The organism is Nocardioides eburneus, assembly GCF_040838215.1.
In the GTDB taxonomy this organism is placed as follows: Bacteria; Actinomycetota; Actinomycetes; order Propionibacteriales; family Nocardioidaceae; genus Nocardioides; species Nocardioides eburneus.
In genome coordinates this window covers 1-13,074 of sequence record NZ_JBFPJR010000011.1, presented here as the reverse complement: position 1 = coordinate 13,074, position 13,074 = coordinate 1, and the positions used below count along the sequence as shown (strand labels likewise).

At 71.6% G+C, this 13,074-nt stretch carries 16 protein-coding genes and 1 riboswitch; all 16 genes read left to right on the top strand.

Annotated features, from left to right (window positions below; genetic code table 11):
• Window positions 1-81 precede the first annotated feature (81 nt).
• The 16 genes from AB3X52_RS07990 (at window position 82) to prfB (ending at window position 13,031) form a co-directional block, all read left to right on the top strand.
• The gene (locus AB3X52_RS07990; RefSeq protein ID WP_367993056.1) at window positions 82-1,047 is read left to right on the top strand and encodes an ATP-dependent DNA ligase; all 966 of its coding nucleotides are present in this window, start codon (window positions 82-84) and stop codon (window positions 1,045-1,047) included.
• Window positions 1,044-1,751 (top strand): L,D-transpeptidase family protein, encoded by a 708-nt coding sequence (locus AB3X52_RS07985; RefSeq protein ID WP_367993054.1) that lies wholly within the window; start codon window positions 1,044-1,046, stop codon window positions 1,749-1,751. The genes AB3X52_RS07990 and AB3X52_RS07985 overlap by 4 nt, the downstream gene beginning before the upstream one ends.
• Before the next feature lie 4 nt (window positions 1,752-1,755).
• Window positions 1,756-2,634, top strand: a complete 879-nt coding sequence (ligD, locus tag AB3X52_RS07980) for a non-homologous end-joining DNA ligase (protein ID WP_367993052.1) — start codon at window positions 1,756-1,758, stop codon at window positions 2,632-2,634.
• 48 nt (window positions 2,635-2,682) lie between these two features.
• Window positions 2,683-3,369 carry a response regulator transcription factor gene (locus AB3X52_RS07975; RefSeq protein ID WP_367993050.1) on the top strand — a complete coding sequence of 229 codons (687 nt, stop codon included), beginning with the start codon at window positions 2,683-2,685 and terminating at the stop codon, window positions 3,367-3,369.
• A 60-nt stretch (window positions 3,370-3,429) separates the two neighbouring features.
• Window positions 3,430-4,215 carry an HAD-IIA family hydrolase gene (locus AB3X52_RS07970; protein ID WP_367993048.1) on the top strand — a complete coding sequence of 262 codons (786 nt, stop codon included), beginning with the start codon at window positions 3,430-3,432 and terminating at the stop codon, window positions 4,213-4,215.
• Window positions 4,216-4,396: 181 nt separating this feature from the next.
• Window positions 4,397-4,554: riboswitch (cyclic di-AMP (ydaO/yuaA leader) on the top strand.
• A 3-nt stretch (window positions 4,555-4,557) separates the two neighbouring features.
• Window positions 4,558-5,202, top strand: coding sequence for a C40 family peptidase (locus tag AB3X52_RS07965; RefSeq protein WP_367993046.1), 645 nt, complete (start codon window positions 4,558-4,560; stop codon window positions 5,200-5,202).
• Between the two features lie 94 nt (window positions 5,203-5,296).
• Window positions 5,297-6,553, top strand: coding sequence for an MFS transporter (locus AB3X52_RS07960; protein ID WP_367993044.1), 1,257 nt, complete (start codon window positions 5,297-5,299; stop codon window positions 6,551-6,553).
• Window positions 6,554-6,709: 156 nt separating this feature from the next.
• The gene (locus AB3X52_RS07955) at window positions 6,710-7,951 is read left to right on the top strand and encodes a TadA family conjugal transfer-associated ATPase (RefSeq protein WP_367993042.1); all 1,242 of its coding nucleotides are present in this window, start codon (window positions 6,710-6,712) and stop codon (window positions 7,949-7,951) included.
• 1 nt (window position 7,952) lies between these two features.
• Window positions 7,953-8,861 (top strand): type II secretion system F family protein, encoded by a 909-nt coding sequence (locus AB3X52_RS07950; RefSeq protein ID WP_367993040.1) that lies wholly within the window; start codon window positions 7,953-7,955, stop codon window positions 8,859-8,861.
• The gene (locus AB3X52_RS07945; RefSeq protein ID WP_367993038.1) at window positions 8,858-9,784 is read left to right on the top strand and encodes a type II secretion system F family protein; all 927 of its coding nucleotides are present in this window, start codon (window positions 8,858-8,860) and stop codon (window positions 9,782-9,784) included. The genes AB3X52_RS07950 and AB3X52_RS07945 overlap by 4 nt, the downstream gene beginning before the upstream one ends.
• A gap of 30 nt (window positions 9,785-9,814) precedes the next feature.
• Window positions 9,815-10,036, top strand: coding sequence for a hypothetical protein (locus AB3X52_RS07940; protein ID WP_367993036.1), 222 nt, complete (start codon window positions 9,815-9,817; stop codon window positions 10,034-10,036).
• Window positions 10,036-10,416 (top strand): TadE/TadG family type IV pilus assembly protein, encoded by a 381-nt coding sequence (locus AB3X52_RS07935; RefSeq protein ID WP_367993034.1) that lies wholly within the window; start codon window positions 10,036-10,038, stop codon window positions 10,414-10,416. Before AB3X52_RS07940 ends, AB3X52_RS07935 begins: the two co-directional genes overlap by 1 nt.
• Complete coding sequence (locus tag AB3X52_RS07930) at window positions 10,413-10,883, top strand: hypothetical protein (RefSeq protein ID WP_367993032.1); 471 nt, start codon at window positions 10,413-10,415, stop codon at window positions 10,881-10,883. The genes AB3X52_RS07935 and AB3X52_RS07930 overlap by 4 nt, the downstream gene beginning before the upstream one ends.
• Window positions 10,870-11,343 carry a pilus assembly protein TadG-related protein gene (locus AB3X52_RS07925; RefSeq protein ID WP_367993031.1) on the top strand — a complete coding sequence of 158 codons (474 nt, stop codon included), beginning with the start codon at window positions 10,870-10,872 and terminating at the stop codon, window positions 11,341-11,343. The genes AB3X52_RS07930 and AB3X52_RS07925 overlap by 14 nt, the downstream gene beginning before the upstream one ends.
• Window positions 11,344-11,401: 58 nt before the next feature.
• Window positions 11,402-11,827, top strand: coding sequence for a CAP domain-containing protein (locus AB3X52_RS07920; RefSeq protein ID WP_367993029.1), 426 nt, complete (start codon window positions 11,402-11,404; stop codon window positions 11,825-11,827).
• An 85-nt stretch (window positions 11,828-11,912) separates the two neighbouring features.
• A complete protein-coding gene (gene prfB / locus AB3X52_RS07915) occupies window positions 11,913-13,031 on the top strand; it encodes a peptide chain release factor 2 (protein ID WP_367993027.1) in 1,119 nt (372 codons plus the stop codon).
• The last annotated feature ends 43 nt before the right edge of the window (window positions 13,032-13,074 follow it).

Genomic DNA, 13,074 nt, shown 5'->3' with positions numbered 1-13,074 from the left:
CTCGCTTGCGCTCGCTCATATCCCCATCCTCTCCGGTGCCCATCCTCCCCGGGTGTGCGCATGATTGCCACCATGCGCCCGATGCTCGCGACGCCAGGTACCCATGTGCCGCCCGGGGACGACTGGGTCCACGAGGTGAAGTGGGACGGGATCCGGCTGCTCGCCCACCGGACGCGTGATGGGCGGCCGCGGCTGTGGACCCGCAACGAGAACGACGCGACCCTCGCCTGGCCCGAGATCGCCGGCGGCGGCCCGAGCGTGTCGACGGGGCGCGACCTGCTGGTCGACGGCGAGGCGATCGCGCTCAACGACCGGGGCGTGCCCGACTTGCGGGTCCTCGGCGAGCGCATGCACGTGCGCGACGCCCGCCGCGCGGCCCGGTTCGCGGAGCAGCGGCCGGCGACGTACATGGTCTTCGACGTGCTCCGCCTCGACGGGCGCGACCTCACCGGGCTGCCCTGGACCGAGCGGCGCGCCGTCCTCGAGGGCCTCGCCGAGTCCGGCGAGATGGGCGGCTGGCAGGTCCCTGCGGCGTACGACGACGGCGGGATGCTCCACGAGGTGACGCGCGAGCAGGGCCTGGAGGGGATCGTCTCGAAGCGCCGTACGTCCCGCTACCTGCCGGGCGTGCGCACCAAGGAGTGGCTGAAGTTCCCGCACCGGTTCCGCGGCTCCTACGTGGTCGGGGGCTGGCGCCCGCAGATCGGTACGACGGATCGGCTCGCCGCGTTGCTGGTGGGCCAGCCGACGCCGGCCGGACTGGTCTACCGTGGCCGGGTGGGCAGTGGGATCGGAGCGAGGGAGAGCCGCCAGCTGCGCTCGCTCCTGACCGATGCCGCGGCCAGCCCGTTCGCCGGCGCCGACGTCGACCCGGCCGGCGGAGTTCCGCGCGAGGACGTCCGGGGCACCTTCTGGGTGGAGCCGCGCGTCGTGGTCGACGTGGAGACCCACGGACGTCACGTGGTGGGGGCTGCGGTGCTGGGCCGCCTGCGCCAGCCCGCGTTCATCGCCGTACGACCGGATCTCGGACCGGAGGACCTGCTGTGAAGAAGCTCCTGCTCGCCGCCGCGGCGCTGCCGGCGGTCTCGCTCCTGCCACTGGTGACCGTCTCCGCCCCCGCCACCGCGGCCACGACGGTGACCCTCGACGGGGTCCACGTCCACGTGCCCGCCGGCGGAGCGCAGGTGGTCACCGTCAACCACACGGTGGGCCACCATGCCCGAGTGGTGATGTGGCGCAAGCGCAGCGGTCACTGGACGCGCATGGCGACGGCGTACGACGGTCGGATCGGCTACGGCGGCCTCGTGCTCTCGTGGAAGCGGAAGCAGGGGACCGGCACGACCCCGCTCGGCACGTTCGGCCTGATCAGCGCGTTCGGGACCCACGCGCGCAAGGCCGGCTGGGACCTGTCCTACCGCCGGATCCGGAAGGGCGACTTCTGGGTCGAGGACAACACCTCGCGCTACTACAACCGCTACCGCAACAAGAGCCGGGGCGGCTTCCACTGGCGGCTGCCGGAGAGCGCGGAGAACGGCTCCGAGCGGCTCACCGACTACCCGACGCAGTACGAGTACTCGATCGTCACGGGCTTCAATCGGCAGCAGGTGCGCCACCGCGGCGCTGGCATCTTCCTGCACGTCAACGGCCGGGGCGCGACCGCCGGCTGCGTGAGCGCGCCGCGCTGGTTCCTGCGCCAGATGATGGCCCGGCTCGACCCGCGGCTCCACCCCGTCATCGCGATCGGCCGGTGACCCGGTGGCGGGGGAGGAGATCCGGGTCGACGTCGAGGGCCGGACGCTGACGCTCAGCAACCTCGACAAGGTGCTCTACCCGCGCACCGGCACCACCAAGGGCGAGGTGCTGCACTACTACGCCCAGATCGCGCCGCGCCTCCTCCCGCACCTGCGCGACCGCGCCGTCACCAGGATCCGCTGGCCGCACGGCGTGTCCGCGGGGTCGTTCTTCGAGAAGAACGTCCCGGCCGGGACACCGAGTTGGGTCCGCACCGTCACCGTCCCGACCACGGGTTCGCGCACGGCCGAGAAGAAGGAGGGCACCCTCACCTTCCCGGTCGTCGACGACCTCGCCACGCTCACCTGGCTGGTCAACCTGGCCGCTCTCGAGCTCCACGTCCACCAGTGGACCGTCGACGCCGACGGCCGGCCGCAGGGCGCGGACCGGATCGTCATCGACCTCGACCCGGGTGAGCCGGCCGGTCTCCACGAGTGCTGCCAGGTGGCGCTGCTGGTCCGCGAGCGGCTGCACGCACACGACCTGGACCCGTTCCCGGTGACGAGCGGCAGCAAGGGCCTCCACCTCTACGCCGTCCTGCCCTCCGCGCTGCCGCCGGACGAGGCGACCACGCTCGCGAAGCAGGTCGCCGAGGAGCTCCAGCGCAGCCACAGCTCCCAGGTCACCGCCACGATGACGAAGAGCAGGCGCGGCGGGAAGGTCTTCCTCGACTGGTCGCAGAACTCCGGCTCGAAGACCACGGTCGCGCCGTACTCGCTGCGGGGACGGGAGCGGCCGACCGTCGCCGCGCCGGTGACCTGGGCCGAGGTGGAGGCAGGCGCCGAGGACCCGCTCGGGCTGGAGCAGCTCACCTTCGAGGAAGTTCTTGCGCGAGACGCGTGATCTGCGGAAGTTCTGCCCGTTTCGGAATCGAACTTTATCCTCATCACCATGACCCACAGCGTGCTCGTCGTCGAGGACGAGGAGGACATCGCCTTCCCCCTCGTGCGGACCCTCGAGCGGGAGGGGTACGCCGTCACCCACGTCGACACCGGCGGCTCGGCGCTCGCCTGCCTCGAGTCGCCCCAGCCGCCCGATGTCGTGATCCTCGACCTCGGGCTGCCCGACATGGACGGGCTCGACGTCTGCCGCCAGGCGCGGTCCGCCGGCTTCGAGGGCGCGATCATGATCGTGACCGCACGCGCCGGCGAGCTGGACCGGGTCGTCGGACTCGACTACGGCGCCGACGACTACCTCGCCAAGCCCTTCGGCCTGGCCGAGCTGCAGGCCCGGGTGCGCGCGCTCCTGCGGCGGACGCTCCGCTCGTCGGCGAGCGTCCCCGACGGCGCGCTGCGCATCGACGTCGCCGCCCACCGGGTCTACGCCGGCGACACGGAGATCTCCCTCACCGCGAAGGAGTTCGAGGTCCTGGCCGTCCTCGCCGCCTCCCGCGACATGGTCGTGCCGCGGGAGAAGCTGATGGCCGAGGTCTGGGACGAGAACTGGTACGGCTCCACCAAGACCCTCGACGTCACCATCGGGCGGTTGCGTCACAAGCTCGACGGCGCGGGCGTGCACGAACGGGTCGTCGCCGTCCGCGGCGTCGGCTTCCGGCTGGAGTCCGGCGACGCCCGCTGACCGGGCGTCTCGGCCGCGTCGGCAGGCCGCGAGCCCGCGGGAGTAGGACAAGATGGGCGCATGACGTCCACACGTCCGATCGAGACCTGGCTGACCGACATGGACGGCGTCCTCGTCCACGAGGAGGTGCCGCTGCCCGGGGCGACCGACTTCGTCGAGGCCCTCAAGGCGACCGGCCGGCGCTTTTTGGTGCTGACCAACAACTCGATCTTCACCCCGCGCGACCTGCGCGCCCGGCTCCTCGGCAGCGGCATCGACGTGCCGGAGGACGCGATCTGGACCTCCGCGCTCGCGACGGCACAGTTCCTCTCCGACCAGCGACCGGGCGGTTCGGCGTACGTCGTCGGCGAGGCGGGCCTGACCACCGCGCTGCACGACATCGGGTACGTCATGACCGACCGCAGCCCCGACTACGTCGTGCTGGGGGAGACCCGGACCTACTCGTTCGAGGCGATCACCCGGGCCATCCGGCTCATCGAGGCGGGCGCGCGCTTCATCGCGACCAACCCCGACCCGAGCGGCCCGTCCCAGCAGGGCACGCTCCCGGCGACGGGGTCGGTCGCGGCGCTGATCTCGACCGCCACCGGCCGGCAGCCCTACTACATCGGCAAGCCGAACCCGCTCATGATGCGAAGCGCGCTCAACCGCATCGACGCCCACTCGGAGACGACCGCGATGGTCGGCGACCGGATGGACACCGACATCATCAGCGGGCTCGAGGCCGGGCTGCGGACCTTCCTCGTGCTGACCGGGTCGACCCGGCCCGAGGCGGTGGAGCGGTTCCCCTACCGCCCGACTGAGGTGGTGGACAGCGTGAAGGACCTCGTGGACCGCGTCGGAGGGTGAGTCTGGTCACGTCGTGAGGCGATCTCCCGCGTGGACCTGGGGAAAACGGCGTGTCGTTCAGCGAATTCTGCTAGGGCAAATTGGATTCGTTCAGGATAGCCACCTACGGTCTGTTGCTGTTTGCAACCGCACAACCGGTCCCCGGAACGCCTAGTCCTGCCCCTCCGGACGGCCGGCCCGCACGCATGAAGCACCGACAGACCGTAGGGGCAGGAGCGGGGGACCCACCTTCGCGGCCGCATCGGGGCGGCCGCTCGGGGTGAAGCCCACGACCCGTGGGCCGGACACCTTCTCGTCCGAACCCGACAGCTCACCTCGCAGGCGTGGGAAGGAACTCCACGCATGCCCAACTCCAGACTGCGTCCTGCCCTGCCCAGACTCGCCCGGGTCGCCCTCGCAGGGCTCACCTCCACCGGCGTCCTCCTCGTCGCGCCGGCGAGCGCCGACGCCAGCCCCGCGACCACCGTCGCCGCCAAGCCCGCCCCGGCCGCCGTCGTACCGGGGACCGCGCTGCACCTCACCTGGAAGGAGAAGGTCCACCTCCGGCGCGAGGCCGAGCAGCGCCGACGCGAGCGCGCCGCGCGACTGCGCGCTCAGCGGCTCGCCGCCTCCCGCGAAGGTCAGGTGCGGCACGCCCTCGACGTCGCCTTCCAGCAGGTCGGCGATCCCTACGTCTGGGGCGCGACCGGCCCGGACTCCTTCGACTGCAGCGGCCTGACGTCCTATGCGTACGCCGCCGCGGGGATCACTCTCCCGCGGACCGCCGCCGAGCAGGCGGCGTACGTCCGCCAGATCCCGCGCGACCAGCTCCGCCGCGGCGACCTGGTCTTCTTCTCCGACGGCGGCCACGTCTACCACGTCGGGCTCTGGCTCGGCTGGGGCGACGGCTCGGGCGTGATCCTGCACGCCCCGCACCCCGGCGCGAGCGTCCGGGTGGAGTCGATCTGGACCGACGGCTGGTTCGCGGGGACGCTCCGCACGAGCTGAGGCGCGCTCGCGCGACCGCGGGGCGGCGGGGCGTCCGCGCCACGCCGCCCAGGCTCCTACATCCGCAGGAGCCCGTTGGGGTAGAGAGGGAGGTGTGCCCCACACACCGCTGACCTCGGACCAGCGCAACGCCTTCACCGCCGCCCTGCTGGGCTGGACGATGGACGCGTTCGACTACTTCATCGTCGTCCTCGTCTATGCCGACATCGCCGACGACTTCGGCGTCTCCAAGGAGAAGGTCGCGTTCCTGACGACCGCGACGCTGCTGATGCGGCCGGTCGGGGCGCTGCTCTTCGGGTTGTGGGCGGACCGGGTCGGGCGTCGCATCCCGCTGATCGTCGATGTCTGCTTCTACTCCGTCGTCGGGTTCCTGTGCGCGTTCGCGCCCAACCTCACCGTCCTCGTCGTGCTGCGCTTCCTCTACGGCATCGGCATGGGCGGGGAGTGGGGCCTCGGCGCCGCGCTCGCGATGGAGAAGATCCCCGCGGAGCGGCGCGGCTTCTTCTCGGGGCTGCTGCAGGAGGGCTACTCGTTCGGCTATCTGCTGGCGGCGGCGGCCTACCTGCTCATCGGGGAGGCGTTCGACCTCTCCTGGCGCTGGCTCTTCGCGTTCTCGATCCTGCCGGCGCTGATCAGCCTCATCATCCGGAGCCGGGTGGAGGAGTCGCAGGTCTGGGAGGAGAGCCGCGAGGCGATGAAGGTGACCCGGACCGGCTTCCGCGACGTCTTCCTCAACGCCGCCGTCGTCCGCCGCTTCGTCTACCTCATCATCCTCATGACCGCCTTCAACTGGATGAGCCACGGCACCCAGGACGTCTACCCGACCTTCCTCAAGGCGACCGACCACGGTGGCGCCGCGCTCTCGGAGACCACGGCGCTCGTGATCGCGATGATCTACAACGTCGGGGCGATCGTCGGCGGGCTGGTCTTCGGCACTCTCTCCTCACGCTTCGGTCGGCGCTACACGATCGCGTTCTGCGCGGTGCTCGGGCTGCCCGTCGTACCCCTCTTCGCCTTCTCCAGCACCGCCGGCTGGCTCTGTCTCGGCTCGTTCCTCATGCAGATCTGCGTGCAGGGCGCATGGGGCGTCATCCCGGCCCACCTCACCGAGCTGTCGCCGGACGCGATCCGCGGGTTCTATCCGGGCGTGACCTACCAGCTCGGCAACCTCCTCGCTGCGCTCAACCTGCCGATCCAGGAGCACCTCGCCTCCTCGCACTCCTACCCGTTCGCGCTCGCGGTCACGATCATCCCGGTGCTCTGCGTCGTCGCGCTCGTGACGCTGCTCGGCAAGGAGGCCAGGGGTGTGGAGTTCGGGCGTACGCCGACGGACGTCCGCTCCACCGCCTGACCGCAGCGCAGGCTTCTCCGCGCGGCCGGACGCGGCGTCGTTATCCACAGGTCGCGCAACTGGTCCTTCCGTTCCCTCGTCTCGAGGTTTACATTTCCGGGCACGGCGTCCACGCGATGGGCTCTGATCTCGGGAACGGACAGCACGATGGCGATGATGACCGCGACGTACGGTCGAGTGGCGGAGGAGCTCGACCGCCACGTGCGCGAGCGGGTGCGCGCGGACGGCGTCGACCCGCAGCGCGACCCGGCGCTCGTCCGTCGCATCGCCGAGGCGGTGGTCCGCGCCCACGACGAGCGCAGCCTGACCGGTGCGGTCGCCGCGCTGCCCGACCCCGAGGCCATGGTCGGAGAGCTGGTCGCGCGGATCTCGGGGTTCGGGCCGCTGCAGCCGTTCCTCGACGACCCGGCGGTCGAGGAGATCTGGATCAACGATCCCAGCCGCGTCTTCGTCGCGCGGCACGGCCGTCACGAGCTGACCAACCTCGTGCTCTCGACGGAGCAGGTGCAGGACCTCGTGGAGCGGATGCTGAAGGCGAGTGGGCGCCGGCTCGACCGGACGACGCCGTTCGTCGACGCGATGCTGCCCGACGGCCATCGTCTCCACGTGGTCCTCGCGGGCATCTCCCGTGGCTTCAGCGCCGTCAACATCCGGAAGTTCTCGCTGCGTGCCGCCCGGCTCGCCGACCTGGTGGAGCTCGGCAGCCTCACGCCGCAGGCCGCGTCCTTCCTCGAGGCGAGCATCCGCGCCGGGCTGAACGTGCTCGTGAGCGGGGCGACCCAGGCGGGGAAGACGACGATGCTCAACTGTCTCGCCGCGGCCATCCCCGGTGGCGACCGGGTGGTCTCCTGCGAGGAGGTCTTCGAGCTCCGCTTCCCGCACCCGGACTGGGTGCCGATGCAGACCCGTCAGGCCGGTCTCGAGGGCACCGGAGAGATCCGGCTCCGCGACCTGGTCAAGGAGAGCCTCCGGATGCGGCCCAGTCGCATCATCGTGGGGGAGGTCCGGGCCGAGGAGGCGCTCGATCTGCTGCTCGCACTGAACGCCGGTCTCCCCGGTCTCGCGACGCTTCACGCCAACAGCGCCCGCGAGGCGCTGGTCAAGCTGTGCACCCTGCCGCTGCTCGCGGGCGAGAATATCAGCGCCAGGTTCGTCGTCCCGACGGTGGCGAGCAGCGTCGATCTCGTCGTCCATCTCGGACTCGACGAGCGCGGCGTGCGACGCGTCGACGAGGTCGTCGCCGTGCCCGGGCGCGTCGAGGCCGACATCATCGAGACGACGACGATCTTCGCGCGCACGGCCGGCGAGCTCCGCCGAGGCGTCGGCATGCCGCCGCGGGCCGAGCGCTTCGCCCGGCTCGGACTGGACCTCCAGCGTCTCCTCGGAAGCGGAGGCTGACATGGGAGCGCTGTTGGGTCTCGGGACCGGGCTGGGGTTGCTCCTCGTCTGGTCGGCGTTCGCGGTGCCGCGTGAGCGCGAGCGCCCGACCGTGGGGCCGTCGTCGACCGAGCGGCTGCTCATGTCGGCAGGGCTCGGCCACGTGTCCGCCACGAGTCTGTGGACGATGTGCGCGGTCGCGGCCGCGGCCGGCGGCCTGCTTGTCGAGGTCGCGACACGGACACCGCCGATCGCGCTCGTCGCCGCCGTCGCGACAGGCTGGTGCCCGGTCGCCCTGCTGCGCCTACGCGCCCGGCGCCGCCAGCGGGAGCTTGCCGAGGTGTGGCCGGAGGCGGTCGACAACCTCGCCTCGGCCGTGCGGGCGGGGCTTGGCCTTCCGGAGGCGGTCGCGGGGCTCGCCGTACGCGGGCCCGAGCCGCTGCGCCCGGCGTTCGAGCGGTTCAGCGCCGACTACCAGCTCTCGGGCCGCTTCGGGGAATGCCTCGACCGGCTCAAGGAGCACCTTGCCGACCCTGTCGGCGACCGCGTCGTGGAGGGTCTCCGGGTTGCGCGCGAGGTCGGCGGCGGCGAGCTGGGCCGGTTGCTGCGCAACCTCTCGTCCTACCTCCGCGAGGATCTCCGCACCCGTTCTGAGCTTGAGTCGCGCCAGGCCTGGGCGGTCAACGGAGCGCGGCTCGCCGTGGCGGCGCCCTGGCTCGTCCTCGGCTTCCTGTGCTTCCAGCCGCAGGTGATCCGACGCTATGCATCGCCGGGTGGCACGGTCGTGCTGCTCGTCGGAGCCGTGGTCTGTGTGGTCGCCTACCGCATCATGATGCGGATCGGTCGCCTGCCCACGGAGCGACGGATCCTCACCACGCCGATGCTTGCCGAGGCGCGGCACAGTGCGCCGGTCCGCCAGGAGGCCTCGTGACGTTCGCGCTATGGGGTGCCCTGCTCGGTGGCCTGCTCGCCGCCGGGATCCTGATCGTGGCCGCGCGGGTGCGCGCTATCCGTCGACCGAGGCTGTCCGAGCGTGTCCTGCCCTATCTCCGCGACCTCTCGCTGGGTGAACGGTCCGTCCCCGTTCGTCAGCGGGGCGTGGTGGCCGGAGTCTTCGGCCCGCTGCTCCACGCGGCGGCCGACGCGGTGGAACGCGTGCTCGGCGGCGCGAGGTCGGTCGAGCAGCGCCTGCAGCGTGCCGGGCTCGACCGGAGCGTGCGTGACTTCCGCGTCGAGCAGGTGCTGTGGGGCCTGGCTGGGTTCGGGATCGCTGCGGCGTACGGTCTGCTCGCCCAGCTGCGCGGGCGCGGCAGCCCCGTGGCGTCCCTGGTCCTGTGTGGCGTCGGCTTCGCGCTCGGCGTGATCTGCCGTGACTCCCGGCTCACGAGCCAGGTTCGCGCCCGCGAACGCCAGATGCTGGCCGAGTTCCCGACCGTCGCGGAGCTGCTGTCGCTCGCCGTGGCAGCGGGTGAGGGACCGGTGCCCGCCCTGGACCGCGTCGTACGCCGCAGCGCGGGTGAGTTGAGCCGTGAGCTCGCCCACGTGCTGGCCGACGTGCGGACCGGCCAGCCCGTGCAGGAGGCCTTCGACGCGCTCGCCGCCCGGACCGGGATCCCCGCCGTCGCTCGATTCGCCTCGGGGGTCGCCGTCGCCGTGGAGCGCGGCACGCCGCTGTCCGACGTGCTCCACGCCCAGGCGGGTGACGTCCGTGAGGCCGGTCGCCGCGAGCTCATCGAGACCGCGGCGCGCAAAGAGGTCCTGATGATGCTGCCCATTGTCTTCCTCGTCCTGCCGGTCGTCGTGGTCTTCGCGCTCTGGCCGGGCGTCATCGGCCTCCATCTCAGTGCGAACTGATCCGTCCTGGTTCTCGGAAAGGACCGCGTCATGAATCCGTTCCTCCTCCTGCTCGGCCTCCACGTCCGATTCCAGGTGACGCTGGCGCTCGGGCTGTCGCGTCTCGGCGCCCGCGACCGCGACGACCGCGGCGACGTGCCCGGCTGGGTCATGGTGACCGTGATGACGGCGGGCCTGTGCGCCGCGCTGGTCGCGATCGCGAAGCCACAGCTCAGCGAGATGCTCCAGAGCGCGCTCGACAAGGTGAGGTAGTGCGCCGTCGTCCCGATCGCGGCAGCGCGGTCGTCGACTTCGTCCTCGTCACCCTCGTGCTCGTGCCCGTCGTGCTCGCGGTCGTCCAGCTGGCCCTCGTGCTCTACGTCCGCAACACGCTCGCCTCGGCCGCCTCGGAAGGGGCGCGCTACGGCGCGACGCTCGGCCACCGGCCCGGCGACGGAGCGCTGCGCGCCCAGGACCAGATCCGCGGCGTGCTGTCTCACCGCTACGCCCGCGGCGTCAGCGCACGCTCCACCCGGATCGACGGCGCGCCTGCGGTCGAGGTGACCATCAGGGCGAAGGTCCCGGCGTTGGGGCTGGCTGGTCCGGCGGTCTCGTTCACCGTCCGCGGGCATGCGGTGCAGGAGCAGCCGTGACCGTGCTCAGGGCCGAGGCCCGACACAGGGGTGAGCGGGGGAGCGGGCTGATCGAGCTGACCTGGGCGGGACTGCTGCTGATCATCCCGTTGGGCTGGATCGTCCTCTCGATCTTCGACGTCCAACGCTCGGCGTTCGCCGTGAGTGGAGCGGCGCGGGCCGCCGGACGTGCCTACGTGCTGGCCGACTCCGACGGCCTGGGGAGGTCACGCGCCGAGGCTGCGGCTCGGCAGGCCGTGTCGGACCAGGGCGCCGATGTGAGCGGTCTGCGGGTCGAGGTCAGCTGCACGCCCTACCCCCGGCAGTGTCACAACGGCACCTCCGTCGTCACCGTCCGCGTCACGGGGCGGGTGAGGCTGCCGGTGCTGCCCGCGATCCTCGGCGGCGGAGCGCCCAGCGTCCACCTCGACGCGTCCCACACCGTCCCCGTGGGGCAGTACCACGAGATCCGCGATGCGCAGCACTGACGCCCCAGGCCGTCGCACCGAGCGCGGGTCGTCGCTGCCTCTGGTCGTCGGCTTCGTCCTCGTCCTGCTGATCCTGGTGGCCGTCGTCGTCGACAGCAGCGCCGCCTACCTGCGCCGGCAGAGCCTCGACTCGCTCGCCGACGGTGCTGCGCTGCGCGGCGCCGACCTGGGGGCCGAGGGCGGTGAGGCGTACGCCGGCGGCATCTCCGGCCGGCGGCTGCGGCTGACCCGGGCGACCGTGAGCGGTGCGGTCCACGCCTACCTGCGGTCGACCGGCGCCTACGGGCGCTATCCCGGGCTGAGAGTCGAGTCCGTGCGCGTCGACGCCCGGCGTCGTACGGTCGAGGTCCGGCTCTCGACGCCCGTCGACCTGCCGCTCACCGTCCCGGGCTCACCCAGCCACCCGCGGGTGGGCGCGACCGGCACCGCGTCGGTCGCCCTCGATGTGGGTACGGGCTGATGTCCGAGACCCCACCGCTCGGGAGGCTCCTGTGAAACGACTGACCACTGTGATCGCCGTGGCGATCGTGACGTTCGCCGTCCTGCTCGTGCCCGGCCAGGCGCAGGCCGTGACGGCGAGCCGCTATGCCCAGCAGGCGGTCCACTCCACCAACGTCCACCGCCACGCCCACCACCTGCGCACGCTCAAGGTCGGCGCCTGCCTGCGCAAGCACGCCGCGCGCCAGGCGCAGCGGATGGCCAACCAGCACCGCATGTTCCACCAGGCGCTCCAGCCCGTCCTGCGCGACTGCGGCCTCACCGTCGCGGGCGAGAACGTCGCCTACGGCTTCACGACCGGCTGGGCGGTGGTCAACAAGGGGTGGATGCACTCCGCGCCCCACCGGCACAACATCCTCGACAAGCGGTTCGGCTACGTCGGCATCGCCGCTCGTCGCGACTCCCGCGGCGTCTGGTACGTCTCGCAGGTGCTCGGCCGCCACTGACGAACCGGCGCCGGCGAACCGGCCCCAACGAACCGGGTACTGACGAATCCGCTGCCCGCCCACCTGTCGCGTAGTCTTGGTCCTCGTGGCAGGCCCCGACTTCGACACCGAGATCAAGCAGCTCCAGGCGACGCTGCACACCATCGAGCAGGTGCTCGACCTGGATGCCATGAAGGCGGAGATCGCCGATCTCCAGGAGCAGGTGGCCGCCCCCGACCTCTGGGACGACCAGGCCAACGCGCAGAAGGTCACCGGCCGGCTCTCGCTGCTGCAGGGCGAGCTGGAGCGCTTCGAGCAGCTCAGCAGCCGCGTCGAGGACCTCGGCGTCCTCGTCGAGCTCGGCCAGGAGGAGGGCGACGCCGACTCGCTCGCCGAGGCGGAGACCGAGCTCGGTCGGGTGAAGAAGGCGGTCGAGGCCCTCGAGGTCCGCACCCTGCTCTCGGGGGAGTACGACGCCCGCGAGGCTCTGGTGACGATCCGCGCCGGCGCGGGTGGTGTCGACGCCGCCGACTTCGCCGAGATGCTCATGCGGATGTATGTCCGCTGGGCCGAGCGCAACAAGTACCCCGTCGAGGTCTTCGACACCTCCTACGCCGAGGAGGCCGGTCTCAAGAGCGCGACCTTCGCCGTGCATGCGCCCTACGCCTACGGCACCCTCTCCGTGGAGGCCGGCACCCACCGTCTCGTCCGGATCAGCCCGTTCGACAACCAGGGCCGCCGGCAGACGTCGTTCGCCGCCGTCGAGGTCGTGCCCGTCCTGGAGCAGACCGACGAGATCGAGATCGACGAGAACGACATCAAGGTCGACGTCTACCGCTCGTCCGGTCCGGGCGGCCAGTCGGTCAACACCACCGACTCCGCGGTCCGGCTGACCCACCTCCCGACCGGCACCGTCGTCTCCTGCCAGAACGAGAAGTCGCAACTGCAGAACAAGGCGGCCGCGATGATCGTCCTCAAGGCGAAGCTCCTTGCCCTGAAGAAGGCCGAGGAGGAGGCGCACCTGCGCGACCTCAAGGGCGACGTCGCCGCCAGCTGGGGCGACCAGATGCGCAACTACGTGCTCAACCCCTACCAGATCGTCAAGGACCTCCGCACCGGCTTCGAGACCGGCAACCCGAGCGCGGTCTTCGACGGCGAGATCGACGGGTTCCTCGAAGCCGGCATCCGCTGGCGGCGCGGGGCCGACAAGGCCGACCAGAACTGACCCGGGCTGCCGCAGAACACGCACGAGGGGCCGCCGTCCGGAT

Coding starts and splice junctions, on each gene's coding strand:
- AB3X52_RS07990 (WP_367993056.1), top strand. CDS start 82: ATGCTCGCGACGCCAGGTACCCATGTGCCGCCCGGGGACGACTGGGTC.
- AB3X52_RS07975 (WP_367993050.1), top strand. CDS start 2,683: ATGACCCACAGCGTGCTCGTCGTCGAGGACGAGGAGGACATCGCCTTC.
- AB3X52_RS07970 (WP_367993048.1), top strand. CDS start 3,430: ATGACGTCCACACGTCCGATCGAGACCTGGCTGACCGACATGGACGGC.
- AB3X52_RS07965 (WP_367993046.1), top strand. CDS start 4,558: ATGCCCAACTCCAGACTGCGTCCTGCCCTGCCCAGACTCGCCCGGGTC.
- AB3X52_RS07955 (WP_367993042.1), top strand. CDS start 6,710: ATGACCGCGACGTACGGTCGAGTGGCGGAGGAGCTCGACCGCCACGTG.
- AB3X52_RS07950 (WP_367993040.1), top strand. CDS start 7,953: ATGGGAGCGCTGTTGGGTCTCGGGACCGGGCTGGGGTTGCTCCTCGTC.
- AB3X52_RS07940 (WP_367993036.1), top strand. CDS start 9,815: ATGAATCCGTTCCTCCTCCTGCTCGGCCTCCACGTCCGATTCCAGGTG.
- AB3X52_RS07925 (WP_367993031.1), top strand. CDS start 10,870: ATGCGCAGCACTGACGCCCCAGGCCGTCGCACCGAGCGCGGGTCGTCG.